This window comes from Sphingobacteriaceae bacterium GW460-11-11-14-LB5, assembly GCA_002151545.1.
In the GTDB taxonomy this organism is placed as follows: Bacteria; Bacteroidota; Bacteroidia; order Sphingobacteriales; family Sphingobacteriaceae; genus Pedobacter.
This window is the reverse complement of the sequence record CP021237.1, coordinates 1,984,137-2,010,482: the sequence shown is the minus strand read 5'-3', so window position 1 is coordinate 2,010,482 and position 26,346 is coordinate 1,984,137. Positions and strand designations below refer to the sequence as shown.

Here is a 26,346-nt window from a genome sequence, read left to right as displayed (position 1 = left end):
ATGACTGAAGTAGAAAAAAAGAACATGAGTACTGGCAAAAAAGTGGCAATTGTAATTGCACTTGCTGTTATTTTAATTGCTGGTTACTTTGCATTAAATATTTACAGGCTATACTTTGCCCCTAACGTTACCGAAAATCAAAAATATTTATATATCAAAACCGGAAGCAGTTACGATGATCTGGTTGCAGAGATTAAAAAGAAAGATCTGGTAAAAAGCATCTCTACTTTTACTGCAGCTGCCGGAAAAATGAATTTACCTGCGAGTGTTAAACCCGGACGTTACCGTTTAACTAAAGGAATGACCAACCGCAGTTTAATTAACTTAATTAAAGCCGGAAATCAGGATCCTGTTAAATTAAAATTCCATAACATCCGTAAGAAGGAAAATTTTGCAGCATACCTGGCCAGCAACCTGGAAGCCGATTCGTTAAGCTTTATCAATGTTTTAGATTCTACTGCCCTGATTAGCAAATATGGTTTTAACCAGGATAATGTTTATGCCATGTTTATCCCGAATACTTACGAGATGTACTGGAATATTTCGCCGGTTGATTTCTTCGAGCGCATGCACAAGGAATATGATAAATTCTGGACAGCCGATCGCAAACAAAAAGCAGCAAGTTTAAATCTGAGTCCGGTACAAGTATACACCTTAGCTTCTATTGTGGATGCAGAGGCACTTTACGACAAAGAGATGCCCATTATAGCAGGTTTGTATTTAAACCGTTTGAATAAAGGGATACTGTTACAAGCTGATCCAACAGTAATTTTCGCCAATAACGATTTCACCGTGAAAAGGGTAACTGGAAAATTATTACAGGTACAATCGCTTTACAATACTTATAAATATGCAGGTTTGCCTCCGGGACCGATTATGATGCCGAGTATTAATGCCATTGATGCTGTACTAAACCGCGACAACAACAATTATATTTACATGTGTGCCAAAGAAGATTTTTCTGGCTACCATAATTTTGCAGAAAACAAAGCGCAGCACGAAATCAATGCGAAGAAATACCGTGAAGCTTTAAACAAAAGAAATATATTTAAATAATGTATAGCCACAGTACAAAAATCAGGGTTCGGTATGGCGAAACCGATCAGATGGGTTATATGTATTACGGCAATTACGCACAGTATTACGAAGTAGGCCGGGTAGAAATGTTGCGCAGTTTGGGTATGAGTTATAGCTCGATGGAAGCCGATGGTATTATGATGCCGGTTCTGGAATTAAAATGTAAATATATTAAACCTGCCCTTTACGATCAGGAAATTACAGTAAAAACAATCATCAAAACCTTACCCGGTATCAGGATCTTTTTCGAATACGAACTGTATAACGAAAAAGAAGAACTGATCAATATTGGGGAAACTACCCTGGTTTTTGTCGATATGAAGAAAAATAAACCAACAAGCCCACCCGAAAATTTTATGAAAAAATTATCGGTGTTTTTTAATTAACAAATACAATGGAATGGTTACACCGGCAATTATTACATCTTAAACTCTATTCTAGGTTTATCGAATGGACGAAGGGATGTGTTTTGCCTGGTTTTAGCCCCCTCCCATTATACACTGTAGCTACTTTCTTCTTTCGTGAAATCGGAAAAGATGCTTTGGTAAACAAGTCATCGTCTTTGGCTTACAGTTTCATGCTGGCCATCTTTCCTGGCATCATCTTCCTGTTTACCTTAATTCCCTTTATTCCAATCAAAGGTTTCCAGGATCAACTCTTAAATTTGATACAACTTGTATTGCCACATAATGCTTTTGATGCCTTCGAAACCACATTAAAGGACATTATTAAAAACCAGAACAGAGGCTTATTATCTTTCGGTTTTTTATCGGCCATATTTTTTGCCACCAATGGCGTTAAAAATTTAATGAAGGCTTTTAATAAATCATCACTGATTATCGAAACCAGAGGATGGATAAAACAACGTTTAATTGCACTCGTTTTAACAATCATTATCTGCTTTTCGATCATCATCTGCATCAGTGCGATGGCCTTGGGTGAAGTTTTACTGAATAAGATTACCAACGAACTGCACATTAAAGACAGTTTTCTGGTTTTCGCGGTAAAGTTTACGCGCTGGGCATTACTAGCCATCTTATACTTTATTACCATTTCAATTTTATACCGTTATGGCCCTTCACATACTAAAAAATGGCGCTTGTTCAGTGCTGGCTCCTGGCTGGCCACTATACTTGCATTCATCACCATCTGGGGCTTTTCTTTTTATATTAATCACTTTGGTTCTTACAACAAGGTGTATGGTTCTATCGGAACATTAATCGTGGTGATGATCTGGCTTTACCTCAATTCTTTAATTTTATTGATCGGTTTTGAGCTAAATGCCAGCGTTGATGTCAGCAAAAGAAGTGTAAAAATTATCCGTCCTACCTTCAATTTGTTCAAAAAATCGGAGCCAATTGAGGAAAATATACAGAAGAAATAATTTTTTCTCCCTCTGTGTTAAGTAATTATCAAGTTTATATAAAAAAAAAGCATTCATAGTTTGCAGATTTAACCGGAGTTCGTACTTTTGCCTCCGGAAAGCTGGCAGAGTGGTCGAATGCGGCAGTCTTGAAAACTGTTGACTGTAACAGGTCCGGGGGTTCGAATCCCTCGCTTTCCGCCGAAAATTTAAAGCCTGAAATCATAAGATTTCAGGCTTTTTTCGTTTCCAGAAACTCCCCATGTAACGAATTTCATTAATTGAGTTTTTGAAACATCCCTTACACCAAGACTTACGTTTGTAGCCGAAATCACTTTATTAAGTTCAGATTTTTAGTTATTTTGAACCATAAAAAGTGATGGTTATGGAATACGCTTCAAAAGCAAAGAATGTTTTGGATCAGATTAATACCAAAACAAAGCTCGGAGACTTAAGAAAAATCGCTAAAGATATCAAAAAGGATCATGAGCTGGCTATGGAGTTATGGTCTACCGGGAGTTTGCTTCCCAGATTACTGGCCATCCTGATTATGGACAATAAGCAGGTTTCACAAGATCTTATTAATATGCTTGATCAGGATATGCAAACGCATGCATTCGATGAGCGAAACCAGCTAATGGACTGGTTTATGGCTAACCAGCTTGTTAAAGACAAGAAAACAATTGCCCTGATCGAATCATGGGAAAAAAGTCATTCTGCGCTTCAGAGACGTGTATTCTGGTATTATCAGGGCCGTTTGAGGTGGGTAGGACAAATACCGCCTGCGAATACACCAGCATTATTAGGTAAAATAGAAGCTAACCTGGCCAAAGAAGAACCAGAAGTTCAATGGGCAATGAATTTCACAGCCGGGTGGATTGGAATTTATGATAAACAATACCGAAACCGGTGTATTACGCTCGGAGAGAAAACAGGTCTTTATAAAGGTGAAATGGTATCAAAAGGCTGTACGCCTAATTATTTACCGGAATTCATTACCATCGAAAGTAACAAGCGAAATTTATAATCGGGCTAATAACAAATACTTCTTTATAGCATTCATTCATCAATCTGGTTCTTGATCATGCTTACTTTTTAGCTGTTTTGTGGTGTCCACATTCGGAAAAATTTAAACATTTTGGAATATTCTGCTCTGGGCGAAAACGCTATGCAGACTTCCTGATTATCTAATGTTGATTCTGTAAGCACGATATGGTCTGTTTCTTTTTTAGCATTCGTAAACTCCGTTTCTGAAACGACACACACCACTTTTTTAAATATTCCATTAATCCATGCCTGCATGTTATTTGTATTTTCAAACTTTCTAAAACAAGCGAGGGAAGCATGTGCGGTTATTACCGGTACCATTTTATCAGGAATCTCTCTTTTAACTAAAATATACATCTTCATACTACTATAAAAAATTCGATTATTACGTACAACGTTCCCGAGCTTTGCGAAGCTGCGTTTAAGATAAACTTACTGAAAAATCTTGAAGGATAAAGACTTCTTCGTGCAATTCCGCAGAACTACTGCTTAGTGCAAATCTTAGCATCCTGGGCATAAGCCATCGCCTAAACGTGCTTTAGATATACCATTACATTAATCGCGCTAAAAATCTCAATTAGTTAAGGTGTTGTGAAAGCACAAGTCAACCCAGCCCACGTCAGGCACACTAAGACTTGCGCTAGTAAGTGTTAAGGGATAAACAAATTTTAGGTAATATGGTTCCAGCGAAAAGCCAAGACTATATAGTGTAATTATTCTACGGTAGTACTATAAGTTTTGGTTTCCCATTGTACCCTAACGGTTGTGCGCTTGTTTTTAGCGACAAGAATCTGAAAAGTTGGTTCTGCACCTACACCCAGGTGTAAATTCACAGGCGTTTGGTTTTTGAGGATATAAAAGCTGATTGGGCCATCTTTACTATGTTTCACTGCAGATGAAAAATCATTTTCTATTGTACTAAAAGGTACTGCGGTATCAAACCTGAAGCCGCTGAACTCGCTGGTAATTTCAATACTGTAATCTGATCTATCTGTTACAATCACATTTAACAATCCTACAATGCGTTCCATCATTACCTCTAAAGTTTGATTTTTTGTAATGGATACCCCTGTTTGTTTGGCAAAAAAGGTATCTGATGTTTTATAACGTTTATCTAAAGAAGAGAAAGACGGTTGCCAATACTGAAAATTTGCCTGTGCATAGGCAGCATAAACCGGCGAGTTTTTATCGGCTTCGTAAAATTGGCTAATACCAAACTCGGTTTGCGAGCCAATAGCTACAAAATTATAAGTACCAGTGGGAAGTTCGAAACTGATTTGCCCAAAGTTCGGTGCGCCGGGCAGCTGGGTTTGCCGCGCTACTTCGGCACCGGTTTGTGTGTTGTAAGCTACAATGCTTAACTGTTGGATGAAATTTTGAATGGGCTCGGTTGGGAAGCCAACATTTGCTTCACCTACAGTATGGTTGAGCCCCCCAATCTTAAAATCAATTTTATAATTCCTGATCGTCACTACAGGTTCGCCGGGGAATTTTATACATGCCGATAGCATCAGTACTATCGTGCATAAGATTAACATGGATTTTTTCATAAGGCTTTTTTATCTTCAATATAACTATAACACAAAGGGCAATCACGCCATTCTGGTGAATTGTGCCGTTAATTGTGAAATTTGGGTGAGGATTTTACAGCTTTTCTTGAATATGAAGCCTGAAAAATATTTTGGCAATAGGCAGCTGACATTATAACTTGCTGCTAAGACGACTCAGAAAGCTAAACTTCCTGAAAGTTTTTTTTGTATGTTTGAATTACACCACCTATTGAAAACGTTTTGTTTAAATTAAGACATACCCTACTTGTGTTAGTCATCGCGCTGCTCTTTTTAGCGGCTTGCCATACTGCACCCAAGACGCCGAAAGATAAAGCAGAAGCTTTGATTACGGCCATGTTTGATGCGCCAACTAACCACACTTATCGTTATGAGGCTGGCATATTCGGAAAACTCGACAGTTCCTATTCCAGCTACCACGATGATGAGCAATACAAAGTATTCCAGGACAGTGTTTCTTATTATTTAGACCAAGGAACTACTGCTTTTGGAAGGGTGGCGGATATTGGCTACCGCACAGATGCTACTACCGATAAAATTAAAAAAGAAAAATTGTGGAAACAGATGCTCTCAGCATCCGATACCCAAAGAATGTACAACGATAACGCCGACTTCTATTCGAAAAAGCTCAAATTTATAAGAGCCCATCATAAGCCTTTCTTCAATGGATGGAAAATGGAACATCATTTTAAGGCTAACAATAATTTCGGTTTTCAGGTCGATCGACAGGCTGTATTTTATTTTGATAAGTCATTAACAAAGGTCATCAAATTTGAGGACGCGGGTAAACAATAGGAAGATGCATCTTTTAGGCGTTTTGCTAGCTTGCTTTAATAAACCACAGGTTTTGTAGAAGAACATCGTCAATCCCAAGGGCCAGGAAAATCAAAAAAACAGATGTAATACAGCTCCCCTTACCCCATTCCAAACCTAAAACGCAGTGGTTTTGTGCACGTTCTGCAAAACCTTTTACTTAGCACTTGCTGCACAAAACAAAGTGCCGCTGTTTTTTTGATGTGTTAGGGATTGTGTAAAAGGCCCCTTGCCGGATTGACAAAGCATTTTTGCATACTTTTGATGCATCAAAAGTTTGATGCCCCGCGGCAGAGAGCGGAGAAAAATTAACTTTCGCATTCCAGCGCAAGTTTTATCGCCGAAGGTAGTTTATCATAAATGATGCATTCATACGTTAATCCTACCCAATATCAGTATCGCAACTAACCCCTAATAAAGTCGCATTAGCCCCTATCCGTTTTAACTTTTTACTTCCATCTTTGTTAAGAAGGTGGAGCAGCAACCACAAAAAAACGGGCGAACCGAAAAGCCAGATGAGTAGGATCAGAAAAAATCTATTTTATGTCTAACAACCAAGTTTCATTGCACAGGGTAATTAAAGCATCTCCAGAAAAAGTATATCGCGCTTTCGTTGAGCCAGTAGCACTCGCTTCCTGGATGCCGCCTTACGGTTTCCTGGGTACAGTACACCAGATGGAGGTAAAGGTGGGCGGTACTTTTAAAATGTCGTTCCAGAATTTCACCACCGGCAACAGTAATTCTTTCGGTGGAGAGTACATCGAGGTTCGGCCGAATGAACTGCTTATATTCACCGATAAGTTTGACGATCCTAAGCTGCCTGGAACACTTACGAATACGATTCGGTTAAAAAAGACTTCTGTAGGTACAGAATTGGAAATTTTACAGGAAAATATACCAGCAGCTATACCTGCCGAAATGTGTTATCTGGGTTGGCAGGAATCGTTAGAAAAACTGATCAAGCTGGTGGAACCGGAAATACCTGAGGGTTAACTGGTTTTGATTGACAGCTTGTAAAATCAGTCGTCATTGCGAGGAGGAACGATAGCCTGCCCCGTCTTTTCGGGGAAGCAATCTTTCCTGGTGTGATAAGATTGCTTCAACCGATCTGTATTATGGATTGTCATTATGAGGTTATTATTGCTTGAAAATGCAAACTGTATTTACCTGCGCAATTAGCGTAATCTGCGGGAAATTTATGAATACCTATCCCGCAGATCTAATAAGATAAACGCTGATGGATTGAGATAGCCTCAAGCTAGCGAAAATTCTGATAACACCATGCTCAAATTTCCCAGCCCTCATACCAAACTTATAAAAAATCAAATAAACTTGCAGCTTTAAGCATTACAGAAGCCAGATGTACTGATATTACATCAGGTTAACCTTAAATAAATCAGCACCCAAACCTTTGAGTGAAGCATAGGTTAATTTATCCATCGTTGCCCCTTCAAAGCAGATTGTTTTAATGGCCCGGTAATATTTATTGGTAAGGGCGAAGGTAGAGCGGAAAGATACATTTTTAAGTGTTGCACCTTTAAATGTAGTATCGTTGAGCGCTGCATTGTGAAACAGCACGCCTGTAAAAGTCTGCCCGTCCAAACTAAGTCCGCGCAAATCGGAATAGTCAAAGTCTACACCCTCAAATATGCAGTTTTCAAAAACGGTCTTCCTCAAATCGGTCTTGCTGAGTTTAACCTCCCTTAGTTTGGTATTGCTGATTTTTGCTCCGGCCAGTTCTAAGGCATAAAACTTTGTACGCAGCAAAATGGCCTGATCAAAATTAGCAGCTGTCAGATCAGTAGCCGACAGGCTGCAATCGGTAAGGTTTGCACCTGTAAAATTCGCTTCACGGGCATCGCTACCCAGAAACGAACTTCCAGTCAGGTCGGCGCCACTAAAATCTGAGCTGCGTAAATTACTCCCGTTAAATTTCAGCTGATGCGCCACAACACCTGCAAAATCGGTACTGGCAAGATCGTTGCCACTGAAATTAGTCAGCAGTTGTGGCTGAGATGAATCTGTTAAACCCTTTACCGCTATTTTTTCCTGTTCCTTTTCACTAATGGCATTTGCAGCAGCCGGGTTTGCTGAAAAATAATTGAGATCTACATCCAGAATCTTGGCGAGTTGGTTCAAGGTGATAATGTCTGGCATCGATTCTCCCCGCTCCCATTTTCCAACGGCCTGCGGGCTTACAAATACATGTCTGGCAAGTCCGGCCTGAGACATATTTATTTTTTTTCGTGCTCCGGCAATTTTATTACCGATCATTTTTGCATCCATATGTACTGTCTTTTTTTAATCATTCGACATTGCAAATGTAGCCCCCCAATTAGCCAGATTCCGCAAATCAGCCGATCATCATAGTTGTAATTACGCTACTTATTGTTGCCTTTTAGCAACTGGCAGTTGTATTTTAAGCCGCAAGCGAATTCCTGAACGCTTTAAGGCTTAATCCTCTTTGCGATTTGAAAAATTTGTTCAAATGACTTTCATCTGTAAAGCCCAGCTCATAGGCAATTTCGTTGATGCGCATATTACTGAAACGCAAACGTGCTTCGATAAGTTTAATCCTTAAATTGGCAATATATTGCTGCAGGGTTTCGTGGGTATGTTTCTTGAAATATTTACCAAAATAATGCTCAGAAATACCAAACTGGCTGCTTAGTTTTTCAGCCCTTAACTTCTCAGGATGATAAATATTTGCCTGAATATAGTTTAATAAGGCCAGGGTTTTCTCCTCGGCATCTTCCTTAATGGCAGCAGGCAGGTATTTGGCAATATTCCGCGCCACCATCACAATCATCGTATCTACCATTTTTGCAATTAACTCCTTGTTATACAAGTCGCGGTTTATATACTCGGCCATCATCGCATCAATAAGCGACCGGATAAACGGTTTGTCTGAAAAGTTTTTAAGAATACAACCAGGCTGGTGACTGGCATTCTGCAGAATATATTCCATCCGCTGCACATCATCGGTACGGAATTCTTTCGAACGGATATATACATTTCCAAAACGCAGAAAGAAAAATTCGGTAGTGCTTTCTATCTCAAACGAATGGCAATCTTCCGGCGTAATCAGAAACATATGGCCAGCATAATAATCAAATTTATTATTATTGATACATTGTTTTCCAGTACCCGATAAAATGTATACGAGTTCGAAAAACAAATGTTTATGACCTTCCTTTGGGCATTCGTCTAACTTCTTATAAACAATTTCAAAAGGTTCGTGTAAAGTTTCTCTATTCATGATGTGCTAAGCGTAGCGCAAATTTACCAATTAAAAGCAAATTTATACTGAATAATAACATAATATCAGTTTATATTTGCCTTATAAGAATCATAAAAATTGTATATCCATATAAAAAAACTATGAAAGCTATAGGATTTAAAACCTCATTACCCATTACAGAGCAAGAAAGTTTTATCGAATTTGAAACAGCTGTTCCCCAACCAGGCGGACGTGATATCCTGGTGAAGATAAATGCAATCAGTGTAAATCCGGTTGATTATAAAATACGCCAGAATAGTGCTAAAGATACAGTTTTGGAAAGTCCGAAGGTGATTGGATGGGATGCTTCCGGAATAGTAGAAGCTGTTGGAGAGTCGGTTACCTTTTTTAAACCGGGTGATGCGGTTTATTACGCTGGCGATCTTACCCGCAGTGGTAGCAATGCCGAATATCAATTGATTGATGAGCGGATTGTAGGCTTAAAACCTAACACATTTAGCAATGCCGAAGCTGCCGCTATGCCCCTAACCGCACTTACAGCATGGGAATCGTTGTACGACCGCATCCGCATTAACAATCAAAAAGATAAGGGAAAAACAATACTCATTATTGGAGGTGCCGGTGGTGTAGGTTCAGTTGCGATACAGCTCGCAAAAAAAATAAGCGGGCTAAAGGTAATTACTACCGCTTCGCGTGCTGAAACCAAAGCATGGTGCCTGGCTATGGGAGCGGATTTGGTGGTAGACCATAAAAACCTGGTAGAAGAAATACGTGCAGCAGGTTATCAGGAAGTAGATTTTATACTCGATTTTGTTGACTTAAATGTTTATTGGGATGCCATAGCAAAATTGATCAAACCACAAGGCCATATCGTTTCGATTACGGGTTCGGCTACTCCAATTGCGCTGAATAAGTTAAAAAATAAAAGTGTTACTTTTTCGTGGGAATTCATGTACACCCGTTCGATGTACCAAACCGACGACATGGAAGAACAGCATCATATTTTAAATAAACTTGCCAGACTTTTTGATGACGGCACGCTTAAAACCACTTTAAATACCACGCTGAAAGGCTTCACAGCTGAAAACCTGAAAGAAGCACACCGTTTGCTGGAAAGCGGAAAAACGATTGGTAAGGTAGTAATCGAATATTAAGTGGTTAATGGTAATACGGCTGATATACTCTTGCCGTATTACCATTTGCAACAGTCACAAAACAAGAAAAGGCCACTCCTTTCGGAGCAACCTTCCCGTAATTTTTGGCTGATTAGCTGATTGAGCGGCTTATTTTTTCCCGCTCATATCCATAAAAATGGATTTAATTCCTTCCAGAAGCTCTTTTCGCTCACTTGCCAGTACCAATGGAAACCATTCGTCGGTATGTAATTCTACAACATGCTCATGGATGAGGTAGTGCCTGCCCGATCTAACCCTCCGGCGATTACCGGGAATGATCGTTCCAGATAACATTTTGATTATAATTTTCGTAATCATCCTGATGTATTTCGGAGAATCCTCATATTTACAATCAATAAAAAGGATCCACAATCCGTTCATCGTATTGTATTGTATACTTGCTTTCATTTATGAAGCTATTAAAGATGACTACTAAGGAATACCCGTTTTATAAACTAAAGCCCCAGGCGATTCTGAAGCCTACAAAGTTGTTTGTATGATCGCAGTGATAGAATTTGCCATTGCTTTCATAGCGTAATCCGGCATCAATGTAATTATTGTTGTGCAGATAAAAGATCATTCCCGCCTGCGGTGCGTATACAAATGCGGCTTTTTTCCCCTCAACACAGTTTGTTTTGTTTAAAAGAAAGGAAAAACCGATTTCCGACTGCAGGTAAAGATTACTTCTGTAGAAATATTTTAAGCCTGCTTTAACTGGTACAAGCTGTAAGTCGTCAACCAAACGGGAGTAATTGCCCGATACAAAAATGTTGTTGAACCCTGTATTTACCGAGGCATATAAAATGCTTTCGGTAATGGGAAATTCGGCCTGAACGGATACACCAAGCGGGGCTTCGTACTTTTTAGCTAAGTAACCAGTCGCTAAACCTGTTTCGATACCAACTGAATACCGAATGCCTGTACCACCATACACCTGCGATTGTGCTTTGGCGCCTTGAAAAACAAACAATGGTAACAGTAGAGTTAATGCGTTAATTGTTTTCATGATTTCAAAAAATTAGTGAATAGAAATCCATCACCATAAAACGTGCTTATGGCGAATTATTTAGAGAGATACTATAAAAAAAGGGAGCGTTCACCGGAATGGTAAACCCTAAGAAGATATTGGTTTAAAATAAATTAAAATACCAGCAATGGCTTAAGAAATAGACCTGTTGTTATTTCTTGGCATAGTATGATGTGCAACGGTTTCAGAAACACTCTTTTCTATATTGTTATGGCTTAATATTTCGTTGTATTTTTCAAGTAACTTGATGTATTTATTCATCCAGAAGTATACTGAATTCGCATCACCTTTGGTTTGATCCTCGGTATGTGCATCAAAAGCTTCATGAATATAGTGACTGTTTTTAGAAAAAGTTTCGGGTAACTCAACAGAAAAATCGTGACCAATTACGGTACCTACTTTCCAGATAATTTCGGGATTTAGACTTTTCTGATCAAACCAATTGTAAATAGTTCTTCTACTTACATTTAATTTCCGGGATAACTCACTTATCCCCATTCTGTCTCTGCGTACAACACGCTCAAGAACCTGGCCTACATTTAAACTCATAGCAGTTAATTTAATTTAAAATAAAACATTTAAATTCGATCAACAATCTGGGACGACTTCTACTATTTAATGCAATTTAACAATTATTTCGGGAACAAAAGTAAAATAATTGTATTAGGGTATTTTTACGGTAATTAATTGGCAACCAACAGATCTAACTCTTCAAACCTTGAGTTATTACTGATATAATCGGGTATAATTTCTTTCATTTTCTTCACCATATTCAAATCGTTGCCATCGTTGTTCAGTACAATCAGGTCTTTAATAATCTGATTAACGTACAAATAATTGTAGGCTACTTTTTGTGATATTTTAATTTTTGGATGATGGGTAGGGATAATCTCTTCTTCCATGAGCAAGAGTTCTTCATACAGCTTCTCTCCCGGCCTCAAACCAGTGAAAACGACATCGACATCCACATAAGGGGTTAAACCCGCTAATTTGATCATATTTACAGCCAGGTCGACAATCTTAACCGGCTTGCCCATATCGAAAAGATATATTTCTCCTCCTTTTCCCATTGCTCCGGCTTCCATCACCAATTGTACCGCTTCAGGAATAGTCATAAAGTAACGGGTTATTTCAGGATCGGTGACGGTAATGGGGCCTCTTTTTTCAATCTGGCTTTTAAATCTTGGGATAACAGAGCCATTTGAGCCCAAAACATTTCCAAAACGGGTGGTCACAAAACGCGTACGCGAAGCTTGTGTGGTAATTTCACCTGTCGAAATAATCTCAGGGCTGTTTAGCGACTGAATATAAATTTCGGCCAAACGTTTAGATGCACCCATTACATTGGTTGGCTTAACGGCTTTATCGGTAGAAATCATGACAAACTTTTCTACGCCAAACTCCATTGAGATATCCGCCATATTTTTAGTCCCCAGCACATTTGTTAAAATGGCTTCAGCGGGGTTATTTTCCATCATGGGCACATGTTTGTAAGCCGCAGCATGGAAAACAATTTCAGGTTTATAGAGTTCGAATAGTGTCCTGATCCGGTTTACATTCTGCACATTGGCCATAAATATCTTCACGTTCGCCGACTGGAAATTATCTTCCAGTTCGAGTTTTAAATCGTGAAGCGGTGTTTCCGCCTGGTCGCATAGAATTACCGATTTAGGATTATACTGTAAGGCCTGCCTGACAATCTCCGATCCGATAGAGCCCGCAGCACCTGTAACTAAAATACATTTACCACTTAAATCTTTCAGGATATTCTTTTTATTGAGCTTAATGGGTTCACGTTCCAATAAATCTTCAATTTTCAGGTCGCGCAACTGGTGCGAATCTAACTTACCGTACAGCCATTTATCTGATGGTGGCACCATAATTACCTTAATACCTTCGTTAACACAGATATCAATGATCTTCTTTTTGTTTAAAGTGTTTAGTGCATCTTCGGCAAAAAGTATTTTTTTGATATTGTGTTTTTCTTTTAACAGTTCAACTGAGCAAGAATGATATACCTTTTTCTGTTCGAGGTATTTATCAACGCGGTCTCTGTTATCATCAATAAAGCCAACAATGCTGAGGTTAGAATCTTCATTCTGTTCTATTGCTTTTTTGATGAGGATCGCTTTTTTTTCCGATCCGTAGATTAGAATATTTTCCTTGGTTTCTGATTTGAGTTCTTTAAAAAAGAAAAATACCCCTTTTACCAAAATACGCATGAGAATAAGCAACGATGAGGAGATGAAAAAGTTCAATATCAATGCTTTATCCATCTGATGCCAAAGCAATTGAAAACGTTGCGAAAGTATCTTGTTTACGCTGACAAAGAGTAAGCTGGTTACAAAAACGGCAAGAAAAACCCTCAGCATATCTTCAGTATTGGAGTAACGTATAATACCGGTGTGTATTCTTAAAGAAATGAAAACACCTGCTGCGATAAAACAATAAAGCGCTACATAAACCGCATTGCCCGCGTTAAAAACTTCAGTATAACTTAAGGTATTGGTTAATACGATGGATATGAACAATGTCCAAACAACGATCATCTGATCGATCAATAAAATTAACCACCTGGAGTGTGCTGTATCTGGGAAAAAGAACTTTTTCATAATTGAGAATCATTAAATATTGTGTACAATTTATTGTGGTAGCATTCTATAAAGGGGAAAAAAATCTGCACCCTCATGTAATTGGTTGCCCGATTTTTCTACTAACTGATTGTAAATAGGTTTATTGGCAATAAAACGCCAGCTATAATAGTTTAAAAGTATATTTGAAAAACCCTGTTTCCATTCAAAAAGCGAATCTTCTTTAAAACCAAGTCCGCCTCCTAAATGATAGTATTTCATGTTCCATTTTCGGCCTAATTCACTAATCTCATCAACCAAAAATTTAGCTGGAGAATTTCTAAGGTAATTTGCATTGGTGGCAATCAGGTGGCCCTGAATAATGCCTTTGGTGCACATTATGATACTGCCACAAACAATATCATCATTTGAATAAACCAGGATGAGCTTACAATCGAATTCTGTTGACCGCACCAGCTTTGTAAAATATTCTTCAGTAAAAAGATAGAAATCTGTAGCACTGATGCGGTTCATATTCGATTGATAGAGTTTAGCAAAAGCAGCAATATCTTCCTGAGCAGTAGTTTCCACAGCAACATAACCAAACCTTCTACACTTTTTGATGCTATCTCTCGTGGTTTGCCGGTACTGTTTCCGTTGTTCTTCTATACTTTGCTGTAAGTTAATGGCAATCGTTTTGCCATTTTCATAGATGCCATCGGCCTTTTGCAACAGTATATTCTGATCGAAAAAAGGATGAAGCCTGCAAAAAACAGAAACATAACTCCCCTTTTGTAAAAAGGCCGTAAAAGCGCTAAGAAAATTCGTTTTCAAGCTGTCGCTCATATCGGTAAACTTCAGGTTTGAAACCGGGCCCGAATAACCATAAACGCAATGCAAATCGTAATATGGGGTATCCTGTATTGCGCGTGATAATAGAGGTATAGCGATAAAATTAAGGCCTTCGCAATACACAAATAAAATAGGCGTCCCATTGGTTGCCATAGCATGGTAATGCCAGGTATGATAAAAATCATAATCGGCAGCCAGGCTAATATACTTTACCCAATCATCTTTTTGTTTTAAAGTTAATTGCAAAGTAGTGCCTGTAGCATTATTTTCAATCAGCATATCCATTTTTTAAAAAAGAAATAACAATTAATTATGAAGCAATTACAGGACTACGGTAGAGGGGAAAAAAATCAATATTTGAAAAGGGATCAAGTGATCTTTCGTTTAAAAGTGTATGGTATAATTCGTTATTGGCAATGTATCGCCAGCTATTAAATTCGAAGCATAAATTAGAGAAACCCATTTTCCAACCGAAAAGATTATCTTCTTTAAAATTAACACCACCGCCGAGGTTAAAATATTTATACCCCAGTTGCCTGCCAATTACCGTAATTTCATCAGTTAATAATTTGGCTGGCGATTCGAACAGGTAGGTGGTCCTGGTGGCCAAAAGATGTACCTGCATAATTTCTTTTGTGCAAACAACAATGGCGCCTGATATGGCTATTCCATCTTTATACACCAAAAAAAGCTTGCTATCAAATTCATCAGAAGAAAGTAGCGCAACGAAATAGGCATTATTAAAAAGATAATGGTCTTTAGCACCTATGCGAATCATGTTTTCGGTATATATTTCAGAAAATATACTGGCATCGTTAATATCAGTAGAAATCCTGACTTCATAATCGCGCTTTCGCAATCGCCTGATTTTTTCTTTTACGCTTTTCCTGTAACCGGCCCGCTGGCTCTCAATGGTTGTGGTTAAATCAATGGCTACTGTTTTTCCATTAGCATGTACGCCTGAAAACTTCTCCATTAACCTTTCCTGGTTAAAAAAGGGATGCAACCTGGAAAACACAGTTACATTTTGACCGGTTTCTAGAAACGCAATGAATGTACTTTTAAAATTCTCCATGAAAGTATCATCCAGCGCATTAAAATCCATGTTCGAAATGGGCCCTGTATATCCATAAACCGATGTAAAATCGAAAAAGTCGGAACCGGGGATATTTCGCTTCAAAAGCGGAAAGGCAATGTAATTTTCGCCTTCCTCATACACAAACAACATGGGTAAACCACTTTTATCTAGTGAATGGTAATACCAGGTGTGATAAAAATCGTAATGCAAAGCGCGCTTTACATATGCAGACCATTCTTGTTTATCATCAATTGTAATTATTTTTCTCATTTTGAGCTATTAAATTAGGGTAGATTTAAAGTAAACAGGTCAATTTGCAGCAAGTAAAACAGAAGAGTTAATTACCATTTTAATAAAATCCTCTTGTTGCGAAACGCGTTGAAAGCCTACTTTTTTATAAATGGAATAAGCAGCAAGGTTATCTGAATGTACTTCTAAAAAGATGTGTTTAAGATTAAGGTTATAAAAAGCATATTTTAATAACATTAAAGAGGCATTATAACCTATCCCCTTTCCCCAGTATTTCTTTTCCCCAATAAAGAGGTGAAATTCTGCACTTTCGTTGTCGATATCAAGCAGCTGAATATTGCCAATATATTCATTCGTGTTTTTTACGCAGATGGCAAAACGTTTTTCATTAGCCAGATTGAGTTTATTTAACAACCATTGTTTTTCGATTTCGGCTGTGATGGGATCTTTTAACACAAATTTGGTATACGACCATACTTCAGGATCGTTTCTCCACTTGTAAGACACATCAGCATCCTTTAATTCTAATGGCCTTAAATAAATTTGAGTATTCATATGAGCGGTTTTAAAGCTTTAACAATTACTTTCATATCGGCTATGCTATAGCGATGATCGATTGGTAATGAAACAAGATGTTTAGTCAGAAAGTATTCATAACTATCTGCATGCGCCCATTCGTAAACATTAGGCCAATAGGTGGCCACGAATATTTTTTGATTGATGAGCTGTTGTTTAACAGATGGATCTTCCACCAAAAGCGGGTAAACCATTGGCACATCTTCTGCCGAAAAGTTTAACCTCAAAAGATTTTCCTGTCCCAATTGTTCGTCCAGGTAAGCAAAGTTTGTTCTTCTGCTATTGGCGCACTCATCGTAGTTTATACCTGAAAGAATGCTTTCTGTTAATAGCGACATCTTTTTGATTTCGTTATTGCACAGCTGTTTATTATTTTCTATATAATCGGTATAACCTTCTTCAATATTGATATCGATACTTTTAATCAGGTGCGAGAACCGATCTGTTGATTGGTCCTGTTTTAAATTTAAACCCAATGTGGTAGAGATATTAAGATAAGCACCATCGGGTACACCGAAAAATTTCCGGCAGGAATAGAAGGTATCGCAGTTATTAATCGGTTTACAAAAAAATGCCTGTGCATTATCGACAATCAGATTCCTGATTTCTTTGGCTAATTTTTTAATGGTTTCTGTTTTAAGGCCAAAGTAATTGGTGTAAAGCAGGCAACAACGTTCGCCTATTTCAAAATCTATAATTGGGTCTAAATCCTCGTCTATATGATAAAAGTGATAATGTACATTTAGTTTTCTGAGCGGTTCTAACAAAACCTCGCACGTATAATATGGAAGGTATATGGTGGTATATTTTCTTATCCTTAACACATACTCCAGTGCATTTCTGCCTGTATTGAGTGCAATTAAATCAGGATAATAAAGCTCGCCTTTTGATAATTCGAGCGGTATGTAGCCACCAATGGTTTTGGGTGAGTGCGTTCCTGTTTCCATCGTTTTATCTGTTAGCCTTGATCCGCTTTATACATCCTGTTTTCCACAGGCCTGTAATATTCCTGTAAACTGGCCGGCACCCTTGCATTATAACCGATAATCTGTCTTAAATCGTTATCTATTTTTTCGCCGAATTCATATCCTAAAAATCTGGGATAATCGAATTGTTGCTTAATGTAAGGTTTGGTAAAACCTAAGGTTAAGGCCCTACGCTGTTTTCGGGTGAAATTGATACCACCTGCATGCCAGATATTGGAATCGAATAAGATAATGCTTCCTTTTTTGGCAATGGCTTGTTTAGCAAAAGCTTTAAAATGTTTTTCTTCGGGTTTAATATCCAGTTTATGAGAGCCCGACAAAAAATGTGTGGCGCCATTAAATATGGTAAAATCATCGAGTACGATAATCATCTGGATCATAAATTTAGATTCAGCGGAAAATGTACGTACATCGCGATGGATATTCTGGATGTAAGATTTGGTCTTTTTGGTGTTAATTACGCCGTTTATTCCATTAAGGATATAGTTTCCGCCCAAAAAATCGCGGATTTCCCTGTGGCAGTACAACTTACTCAAAAGCTCGATAGCGAAATTATCTTTCTCCAGCAAATGATGTAATGTTCCTTCCATATTTTCATCAATTCCATTTAAAACCTGTATTTCCCTTCTCAAAAGATATGAAGTTTCGAAACCTGTGGTTATTTCTGAAATTAATTTCTGATTGATTGCCTTTTCATATACAACCCATCCATACTCCTCTATAGCTTCCCTAAAGTCGGCTAAAGTGGCTCGTTTGTAAATAAATGTATTGTTCACAATTTTAGGTTTAGTTTAATTTATTTATTTGGTTAGTTCTTGATGTGCAAAGGGTGGTTAAGCCTGTAAATGCATAATCTTAAAGAGTTCTGCATTTACGATATTCACATCAAATTTTGTTTTTGCAAATTCGTGTCCTTTGTTTCCAAAGGCAATAATATCTTCGCTGTTATTAATAAAATATTCCATTTTATTGGCCAGTGCACCCGCATCTTTTACCGGAATAAGAAATCCATTGGCTTGCTCAGGGTCGTTATTAATGGTTTCCCGGCAGCCTACAGAGTCGCAGGTAATTACTGCCCTTCCAATAGCCATTCCTTCGAGTACACATCGTGGAACGCCTTCCCCGTAATAAGAAGGAAGCACCATGACCGAAGAGCGTTCAATATCTGGCCGCACATCATCAACCTGCCCCATATATTGAATGGTATCGCCATCAGCAATTTTTTGATATAAATCGGGTGCTATAGCATCGATATTAGGACCATATGGTCCAATCAGTTTAAAAACGGCTTGTGGAAACCGCTGTTTGAGCTGTTTAGCTGCATCATAATATTCTTTGATGCCTTTTGCATTGATGAGCCTCGACACCATTAAAAAAGTTATGGGCGAAGTACTGGGTTTGGAATAGTGATAGTGGCTTAGATCTACTCCTGATCCGTTGACCACATAAACCTGGTGTTTTTTATTCAGGATTTTCAGATCAACTAAACGTTGAGAATCGTCTTTGTTCTGAAAAATAATATTTAAATGCGGATTGGGTTTCAGACTCAGCTTTAATAACAACCTCGTTATTTTAACAATGAGTTTATTACTGGAGGCGTTATCGGTAAAGTTATACCCTAATCCGGTAAGCATGGGGGCTATTAATTTAACCTTACATATTTTAGCCAGGAAAGAACCATAAATAACAGGTTTAAAGGTGTAAGGAAAAAAAATGTCAGGTTTAATTTGTTTGATGAGTTTATACAGCGAAAAGATAAACCTTAAATCGGATAAGATAGAAACGTTACTGCCATCTAATTTACTTTCGTAGGTAATTACATTTAGCGCTTTCAGTTTACTCCGAACCGATTCTTGTTCAATTTTTGGCGTAAACACATAAACCTGGTTATGTTGTTGCATCTTTTCGATCAGCTTCCCTCTGAAATCGAGCAGAGATCTGGAAGAGTCGCAGACGATAAAAATCTTTTTCCTAGTTATATTCATCATGTCAAAATTTTAATTTAAACTGCAAAGCCACCTATCCAGGTGGCTTATTGCAGAAAAAATATGAAGGTTTTGGTTTACCTATCTGGCACCAGCATTTGCCGTAACAATAGCAGGCACACTTGCTGCATCGTTAAGGAATGATTTGTAATCATACTCTGGAACCCAGGTAGAAACTGCCGTCGTTATATTGTTTGCACCACATTTATCGTAAATGTTGGTGGTAATACCGCTAAAATATCCTTCCGGATCACTTGCCACTTTTGTAGTTAATGGTTTAACACAATTTGAGAAATACTCATTATCTGTTCTTACTATACCACCTGCTCTTGTACCGATAGAGTAACCAGAGTTGTTAAGGTGATAGTTGTTAAACATGTGCACACTACCATAGTTCATTGATGGCTCTCTCTCTGTAATGTTGTACCACATGTTATGGTGCATCGTTACGTGTAATTTACCTTTATCAGCTTCGTGACCTTCGATACCTCCACTAATTAGCACCGATAAATTGGTATCGTGAAATTTGCTCCAGGAAACCGTTACATAATCAGATTCTCTGGTAATGCAAATATCTTTACCCCAATATTCCCAGCCATGGCTACGGTCTGTAGAGAAATCGCAATGGTCAACCCAAACGTGGTGAGCAGCATCTTTAATTTGCACGGCTGCCTGTTCTACGTAATTTTTAAAGGTAATGTTCTGGATGATGATGTTACTTACTGTGTAAATGAATAAATTCACACCTTCGATAACAGCACCAGATCTGCCAATAATAGATTTATTTGATTTTACATATACGATATCTTTACCAGCACCTTTAATGGTACCGCTCACATAAATAGTACGTGTAACGTTATCACCAACGGCAGCTTTTAACTGGTCAAGCGTGGTTACCGTAGTTTCAACACCACCCTGGCCACCTGTTGTTTTACCATTTACCAAAGCATAACCTACTAAGGCTGCATTAATAGTTGTATTTGTTGGAGGAGGAGTTACCGTTTCTGCCGGTGGTAAAGCAGCACTTGTACCGCCCATTAAATAAGTATATGAACGGCCATTGGTTCTTGGGTCGGTATTGTCAGATGCTGAAAATATTACTGTACTACCCCAATGGCTAAACCTGCCTTTTCCTAAATTCCTGATATCATCGTGTAAACTATGGGCAGGACCAATTTCTACTCCGTCTTCAAATAACCTTAAAATCGATTGCTCTTTTGAAGTAGAATTGTCGCCGCCTGAAATTGATTGTGAAATTTTATAAGCATAACCTCCCTCAGATTTTACTCCTGAAAGGCTTAATTTACCAGTACTGCCACTGGTGGCGGCTAATACTGATGTTGAATCGCCTGAAAACAATTCTGTACTGTCGGCCAATGCATCATCAGCCTTTACACTTTTTTTACAATTACTAAAGAAAATAATCGTCGTTAACATTAAACCAATTAAACTCACTTTTTTAAACAATTTTGTCGTTCTCTGCATTTTTTATTTTTTTTAAATTTACAACTTAACGCTATATGCGATAAATGAGTACATTTAATAAAATGCAGTTAAAACGCTGATAATTAAATAATAGGCTTAATATTCGGTATTATTTATACTGTAAACCAATTGCTTACAGATAGTAAAATGACAGTTTAATAATTCAGGTAAATAAAACTTATAATACAACTAGTTTACACAGTGATGACAAACTAAATGGTAATATCAGCTGTTTTAGAAACCAACTGTAAATTTGGGTGGTAAAATGTTGTAAACCAGTTCACAAAATTCTTTACACCTTTTTGCACAGAAACAGCAGGTTCATAATTTAACAGGTTTTTTAAATCATCTATATCTGCTGATGTTTCTGCTACATCACCATCTTGCATGGGCATAAATATTTTTTTTGCCGTTAATCCTGTTTCTTTTTCAATTTCCTCTACAAAATCCAACAGGTTTACTGGTGCGCCTCTGCCAATATTAAACACGGCAAAAGGTGCTGCAGATGTAGCAGGATCAGGATTTTGGTTATTCCAGTTTGGATTGGCCTGTGCCGGCTGATCAAATACCCTAACAATACCTTCAATAATATCATCTACATAGGTAAAATCTCTTTTCATTTCTCCGTTATTAAAAACTTCAATAGGTTTGCCTTCTAAAATTGCTTTTGTAAATAAGAACAAGGCCATATCTGGGCGGCCCCATGGACCATAAACTGTAAAGAAACGTAAACCTGTAGTTGGTAAATTAAATAAATGGCTATAAGCATGAGCCATTAATTCGTTACTTTTTTTCGAAGCAGCATATAATGAAACCGGATGATCTACATTATCGTGTGCAGAAAATGGCATTTTTTTATTTAACCCATAAACACTCGAGGAGCTGGCATACAATAAATGGCCAACTTTAAAATGGCGGCTGCACTCCAGGATATTTAAAAAGCCTTTAATGTTGGCTTCTATGTAAGCATCTGGATTAGTTAAGCTGTATCGCACCCCTGCCTGCGCAGCCAAATTGCAAACCGCATCGAATTGGTAAGTTTTGAAACAATTTTCTAAACTTTCTTTATCACAGATATCCAACTTAATGAAAGTATAATTATCATATTTATCACTTACCTGAGGAACACCATAAACCAAATCGGCATGGTTAATACCAGTTTGAGCCAAACGGGCGTGTTTTAGGTTTACATCGTAGTAATCGTTGATGTTATCAATGCCAACAACAACATCTCCTCTTTCCAATAAGCGTTTTGCTAAATGGAAACCAATAAATCCGGCTGTACCGGTAATTAAAATTTTCATAAAATTTAAGTTTGAGAAACAGTTAAAAATCGCCCCGAAAAGGCTTGCTTGTTTGTTTTTAGGATACAGCAAAGCATCCCATTAGTTATGCGGTAAAAGTTTGTTTATATTTTAGGCTTAGTTTTGGCGCTGTAAAGCGCTTAAAATAGATTGGGCAAATATTTCTGGTCTGCGGTTATATAAATATTGCATCGCAGTTTCAGAAGCCTGATGCTGGTTTTGCTTTAATTTTTTGCGCATCGCCTCGGCAAGGGCTTCTACATTGTTGACTTCAACTGTGGCGATAGCCGGAATTTCGCTAATACCACCTGCGCAAAGTGTAGATACTACTGCGTTGTTTACCGACATCATTTCTAACAGTACATTCGGGAAACCCTCCTTTATCGAGGATACCACGCAAAGTTTTGCCTGTTTAAAATATGGAGCCGGATTATCTATCTGTCCCTTTAAGAAAACAGAATCGCTTAAATTGTTCTCCTGAATCATACTGCTCAATAACGTTCTTTCTTTTCCCTCTCCCAGCACGAGCAATTTTAGTTTCGGATGCTCCTGCTGAAGCAGTTTAAAAGCTTTAATCAGAACCGGAAATCCTTTTTCAGGGATTAACCTTCCTGCGGAGCAGATAAAATCGAGTTTGGCATCGCCATTAATTAAAGGCTGAGCAGATTTAGCAATGATCTTATTAAAATCAATGGGATTGGGTTGAACCAATATATTTTGCTCCGATAAAAACCGGTTATGATCAAACAACTGTGTTTTCATTAAAGCGGTTTGGCAAACCACTAAATCTACAGCCGGATAACCCATGCGGTAAATGAGCTGATAAATGCGTTTTTTAATTCCGCTGAAACGGGTAAAAACAGAAGTACATTCGCGTACAATTAATTTAGATCTGAGGTAACCTATACGTTTCAAAAAGCCCAAAAAAGCATTTAGATACGGGTGTGTACTCATGATCACATCTTCCTTTTTATATTTCCGGAGTAGCGGTATCAGTTTTACAAAACCCCAGAAAATTGTTTTCCTAGACAGGTATCTTTTAGAAATGCCTTCAGAAATTTTAAGTCCGGTAAAAGCATGTTTTTTTAAAAAGTATATTTCGCCATTAACAGCAGTCGCCATCATCAGCAGCACATTTTCAGCGCCATTTGGGGCATCGGTTAACGAAATGAAAATCATTTTTTTGTTGGTTATGCTCATTTCGAATGGTGATTTATCTTTTAAGATTTCGAACTATTTTTTTGAATGGCATCATCAGGCTTAATACTTTCCGCTTGCCATCTATTACAATAATGTTTTTAGCGAAACTGATGTTATGGAGTCCTCTGCTGTACGGTTTATCGGGTAATATTTCGAATTTATTGGTGGTTTTAAATTCTTTTTCGCTGAGTGTTTCAATTTCGTTAATGATAATTGAACCACCATAACGGTTAATGGGGTTTTGTGTTGGCCGATACAGCGATTGACCCACTTTAAATAAACTCCCTGCAGCCCTGCAAAATTCTTTTTCTACAGGAACAGGGTTCTGATAATGCCCGGTATACTGACCATCTAAAGTTTTTGAATGGTAAATGTAGAGGTGATCATGATCTCCGGATACACTGGTAAAAAGCCAGTATTTATTTTCGTGATAAATAATCGAACTGTCTACAAAAGCCTTTCCGCTCACCAATACTTTTATTTTGGTTAACTGACTTGGATGCTCCTGATCTACCTGATAAAGTGATATTTCTTTTGCTTCTGATGTTTCCGGAATGCAGTATAAACCACCATTTTCTTCAATAAGATAAGGATAAGATAAATGGATTGCTTCTGGTTTAATGCCCTGCACTTTCTTCTTGTTTTTGAAGTCGAATCCATCCATCATCATAATCTCGCCTTTCCCCTTCCAAAAATCCAGTTCTTCGTAATAAATTCTTGGTGCATTATTTACATTCACCACAAAAGGATCAGCTGCATAATCGATGTTATCTTCCTGCAACCAGTTTATGGCCGCACCAAGTTTTTTTGTACTGATCAGCTCTTCCCGTGTTTGATAAACGAAACCAATGTTCCATTTATCGGCGGTAAATATTTTATTAAAGAGGTTAACTGTTGCATTCATCCTGTTAGGCTACTAATGAAACTTTATGTGTCGTTGATTTATTTTTAATTAACCATTGAGAGAGCACCAGCAATTTCCAGATCTGTGGATACCTGTTCCACTTTCCGGTCATATGCTCATTAATAATTTCCTGTGTTCTTTTCAAATGAATGCCTGGAATGTTTTTCAGATTATCGGCAGATAAATTGTCCATCACATAATCTTTTAACTCATTTCTGAACCAATGCTGAAATGGCATGGTAAAACCGGCCTTTGGCCGGTCGAACATATGCGCCGGAACGTGGTCGAACAATAAATCTTTTAATATCCGTTTTTGGTTTCCGTTGGTATATTTAAACGCTGTGGGCAGGCTTCTCGAAAATTCCATTACCCGATAATCCATTAAAGGCGAGCGCGATTCCAGCGAAAAGGCCATCGATGCGCGATCGACCTTTGTATTGATGTCGCCATTTAAATAGGTTTTGATATCAAAATCAGAAATGCGTTCTAATAAAGGCTTAGACGGATTGGCTAAAATATGCATCAATGGGTTATACTTCGCCAAATCGGGTTGTTTTACCCAGGAGTTTTCCATATTACCAAACATCTTGACATATAGTTTTTCTACGTCTTCCATAGAAATGCCCATGGCAATCAATTTATGGCGGTAACTTGGCGATTGGTTAATCAAGCCTGCCAGTGCTTTTCTAACGCCATGTGGCGCGTAAAACAAACTGTTTACCTGTTTAATCCATTTGTAACGGTGATAACCTAAAAAAGCTTCGTCGCCCGCATCACCACTCAATGCAACAGTTACGTGCTTTCTGGTATTTTTACTGAGCAACATAGTGGGTATAGCACTCGAATCGGCAAAGGGCTCATCATAAAAACGGTTAAAGTTTTCAATTAACTCAATACCGTCATTGTAATTACACTCAATAGTATAATGATCGGTACCCAAATGTTTAGCTACCTGACTGGCATAAGCACTTTCATCAAAACCTTTCTCATTAAATTTTATAGAGAACGTTTTAACATGGTCGATTTCTTTTGTGGCTAAAGCAGCAATTAACGAAGAATCAATACCACCTGACAAAAATACGCCCAGTGGTACATCGGCATTCATCCTGATTTTAACCGCATCGGCCAAAATAAGTGCTAAAGCTTCTTTAGCTTCTTCGTAACTGCCCTCAAACTTGTTCTTCCAGCCATAATCTAAAGTCCAGTATTCGGTAATTTTAAGCTTATGGGATTTAAGATCGTATTTAAAATAGTGGGCTGCAGGTAACTGTTTCACCTCTGCATAAATAGACTGTGGCTCTGGCACATAACCCCAAATCAAATATTGATTAATGGCTTCCTCATTAACACTAAGGCCCCTATCTATATTGATTTGTGAAGGTTGACTTGCAAATTCGAACGATGAATGATCGTGGGCATAATAGAAAGGTTTTTTGCCAAAGCGGTCTCTTGCACCAAACAGTTCATTTTTACGGGTATCATAAATTACAAAAGCAAACATCCCGTTAAAACGGGTTAAACAACCGGCACCATATTCCAGATAAGCTGCACATATGACTTCGGTATCAGAACTGGTGTTAAACTGGTAGTTTTTCCGTTCCAGCTCCCTTCTAATGTCCTTGTAATTGTATATTTCTCCGTTAAAAACAATATGGAGGTGCATATACGAAAAGGGTTGATTAGAACGGGCATCGAGATCGATAATGGCCAATCTATTGTGCGCAAAAATAACCTGATCGTAACGTTGAACGCCGGTATAATCCGGACCCCGAAAACTGATTCTTGCCATTTTCTCGCGGACAATTCCGTCTGAGTAAGGTATGGTTGTGCCGTATATTCCACACAT

Annotated in this window: 26 protein-coding genes and 1 tRNA gene; 8 read left to right on the top strand and 19 right to left on the bottom strand. The window is 38.0% G+C overall.

Annotated features, from left to right (window positions below; all coding sequences use genetic code 11):
- The 5 genes from CA265_08085 (at position 1) to CA265_08065 (ending at position 3,467) form a co-directional block, all read left to right on the top strand.
- Positions 1–1,056 (top strand): aminodeoxychorismate lyase, encoded by a 1,056-nt coding sequence (locus tag CA265_08085; GenBank protein ID ARS39609.1) that lies wholly within the window; start codon positions 1–3, stop codon positions 1,054–1,056.
- A complete protein-coding gene (locus CA265_08080) occupies positions 1,056–1,463 on the top strand; it encodes a thioesterase (GenBank protein ARS39608.1) in 408 nt (135 codons plus the stop codon). Before CA265_08085 ends, CA265_08080 begins: the two co-directional genes overlap by 1 nt.
- An 8-nt stretch (positions 1,464–1,471) precedes the next feature.
- A complete protein-coding gene (locus CA265_08075) occupies positions 1,472–2,461 on the top strand; it encodes a ribonuclease BN (GenBank protein ARS39607.1) in 990 nt (329 codons plus the stop codon).
- Positions 2,462–2,556: 95 nt separating this feature from the next.
- Positions 2,557–2,644: transfer RNA gene (locus CA265_08070), tRNA-Ser, on the top strand.
- A gap of 175 nt (positions 2,645–2,819) precedes the next feature.
- A complete protein-coding gene (locus CA265_08065; GenBank protein ID ARS39606.1) occupies positions 2,820–3,467 on the top strand; it encodes a hypothetical protein in 648 nt (215 codons plus the stop codon).
- A gap of 68 nt (positions 3,468–3,535) precedes the next feature.
- Here CA265_08065 and CA265_08060 read toward each other — a convergent pair whose 3' ends face one another.
- Positions 3,536–3,850, bottom strand: a complete 315-nt coding sequence (locus CA265_08060) for a hypothetical protein (protein ARS39605.1) — start codon at positions 3,848–3,850, stop codon at positions 3,536–3,538.
- Between the two features lie 350 nt (positions 3,851–4,200).
- Positions 4,201–5,037 carry a hypothetical protein gene (locus tag CA265_08055; GenBank protein ARS39604.1) on the bottom strand — a complete coding sequence of 279 codons (837 nt, stop codon included), beginning with the start codon at positions 5,035–5,037 and terminating at the stop codon, positions 4,201–4,203.
- Between the two features lie 267 nt (positions 5,038–5,304).
- Here CA265_08055 and CA265_08050 point away from each other — a divergent pair, with 267 nt between their 5' ends.
- Positions 5,305–5,850 carry a hypothetical protein gene (locus tag CA265_08050; protein ID ARS39603.1) on the top strand — a complete coding sequence of 182 codons (546 nt, stop codon included), beginning with the start codon at positions 5,305–5,307 and terminating at the stop codon, positions 5,848–5,850.
- A 561-nt stretch (positions 5,851–6,411) separates the two neighbouring features.
- Entirely contained in the window at positions 6,412–6,861 is a 450-nt protein-coding gene (locus CA265_08045) for a polyketide cyclase (protein ARS39602.1), read from the top strand.
- Between the two features lie 378 nt (positions 6,862–7,239).
- On the opposite strand, the gene CA265_08040 is transcribed toward CA265_08045, so the two are convergent.
- The gene (locus tag CA265_08040) at positions 7,240–8,154 is read right to left on the bottom strand and encodes a Cro/Cl family transcriptional regulator (GenBank protein ID ARS39601.1); all 915 of its coding nucleotides are present in this window, start codon (positions 8,152–8,154) and stop codon (positions 7,240–7,242) included.
- A gap of 133 nt (positions 8,155–8,287) precedes the next feature.
- The gene (locus CA265_08035; GenBank protein ID ARS39600.1) at positions 8,288–9,127 is read right to left on the bottom strand and encodes an AraC family transcriptional regulator; all 840 of its coding nucleotides are present in this window, start codon (positions 9,125–9,127) and stop codon (positions 8,288–8,290) included.
- 122 nt (positions 9,128–9,249) lie between these two features.
- On the opposite strand from CA265_08035, the gene CA265_08030 reads away from it, so the two are divergent.
- Positions 9,250–10,263 (top strand): NADPH:quinone reductase, encoded by a 1,014-nt coding sequence (locus CA265_08030; GenBank protein ARS39599.1) that lies wholly within the window; start codon positions 9,250–9,252, stop codon positions 10,261–10,263.
- Between the two features lie 129 nt (positions 10,264–10,392).
- On the opposite strand, the gene CA265_08025 is transcribed toward CA265_08030, so the two are convergent.
- The 15 genes from CA265_08025 to CA265_07955 all read right to left on the bottom strand — a co-directional run bounded on the left by CA265_08025 (position 10,393) and on the right by CA265_07955 (position 26,346).
- Complete coding sequence (locus CA265_08025; protein ID ARS39598.1) at positions 10,393–10,692, bottom strand: hypothetical protein; 300 nt, start codon at positions 10,690–10,692, stop codon at positions 10,393–10,395.
- A 40-nt stretch (positions 10,693–10,732) separates the two neighbouring features.
- Positions 10,733–11,290 carry a hypothetical protein gene (locus CA265_08020; protein ARS39597.1) on the bottom strand — a complete coding sequence of 186 codons (558 nt, stop codon included), beginning with the start codon at positions 11,288–11,290 and terminating at the stop codon, positions 10,733–10,735.
- A gap of 153 nt (positions 11,291–11,443) precedes the next feature.
- A complete protein-coding gene (locus CA265_08015) occupies positions 11,444–11,860 on the bottom strand; it encodes a hypothetical protein (protein ARS39596.1) in 417 nt (138 codons plus the stop codon).
- 134 nt (positions 11,861–11,994) lie between these two features.
- Positions 11,995–13,923: a polysaccharide biosynthesis protein gene (locus CA265_08010; GenBank protein ID ARS39595.1), complete on the bottom strand. Its 1,929-nt coding sequence runs from the start codon at positions 13,921–13,923 to the stop codon at positions 11,995–11,997.
- A gap of 30 nt (positions 13,924–13,953) precedes the next feature.
- Entirely contained in the window at positions 13,954–15,012 is a 1,059-nt protein-coding gene (locus CA265_08005) for a GNAT family N-acetyltransferase (GenBank protein ID ARS42927.1), read from the bottom strand.
- Positions 15,013–15,043: 31 nt separating this feature from the next.
- The gene (locus CA265_08000; protein ID ARS39594.1) at positions 15,044–16,081 is read right to left on the bottom strand and encodes a GNAT family N-acetyltransferase; all 1,038 of its coding nucleotides are present in this window, start codon (positions 16,079–16,081) and stop codon (positions 15,044–15,046) included.
- 39 nt (positions 16,082–16,120) lie between these two features.
- Positions 16,121–16,615 (bottom strand): GNAT family N-acetyltransferase, encoded by a 495-nt coding sequence (locus CA265_07995; protein ARS39593.1) that lies wholly within the window; start codon positions 16,613–16,615, stop codon positions 16,121–16,123.
- Positions 16,612–17,583, bottom strand: a complete 972-nt coding sequence (locus CA265_07990; protein ARS39592.1) for a hypothetical protein — start codon at positions 17,581–17,583, stop codon at positions 16,612–16,614. The genes CA265_07995 and CA265_07990 overlap by 4 nt, the downstream gene beginning before the upstream one ends.
- 11 nt (positions 17,584–17,594) lie before the next feature.
- A complete protein-coding gene (locus tag CA265_07985) occupies positions 17,595–18,398 on the bottom strand; it encodes a phytanoyl-CoA dioxygenase (GenBank protein ID ARS39591.1) in 804 nt (267 codons plus the stop codon).
- Between the two features lie 57 nt (positions 18,399–18,455).
- The gene (locus CA265_07980; protein ID ARS39590.1) at positions 18,456–19,607 is read right to left on the bottom strand and encodes a lipid carrier--UDP-N-acetylgalactosaminyltransferase; all 1,152 of its coding nucleotides are present in this window, start codon (positions 19,605–19,607) and stop codon (positions 18,456–18,458) included.
- 81 nt (positions 19,608–19,688) lie between these two features.
- Complete coding sequence (locus CA265_07975; protein ARS42926.1) at positions 19,689–21,062, bottom strand: hypothetical protein; 1,374 nt, start codon at positions 21,060–21,062, stop codon at positions 19,689–19,691.
- Positions 21,063–21,304: 242 nt separating this feature from the next.
- The gene (locus CA265_07970) at positions 21,305–22,396 is read right to left on the bottom strand and encodes an NAD-dependent epimerase (GenBank protein ARS42925.1); all 1,092 of its coding nucleotides are present in this window, start codon (positions 22,394–22,396) and stop codon (positions 21,305–21,307) included.
- Positions 22,397–22,513: 117 nt separating this feature from the next.
- A complete protein-coding gene (locus CA265_07965) occupies positions 22,514–23,596 on the bottom strand; it encodes a hypothetical protein (GenBank protein ID ARS39589.1) in 1,083 nt (360 codons plus the stop codon).
- Between the two features lie 13 nt (positions 23,597–23,609).
- Entirely contained in the window at positions 23,610–24,500 is an 891-nt protein-coding gene (locus tag CA265_07960) for a hypothetical protein (GenBank protein ID ARS39588.1), read from the bottom strand.
- A 4-nt stretch (positions 24,501–24,504) separates the two neighbouring features.
- The gene (locus CA265_07955) at positions 24,505–26,346 is read right to left on the bottom strand and encodes an asparagine synthase (glutamine-hydrolyzing) (protein ARS39587.1); all 1,842 of its coding nucleotides are present in this window, start codon (positions 26,344–26,346) and stop codon (positions 24,505–24,507) included.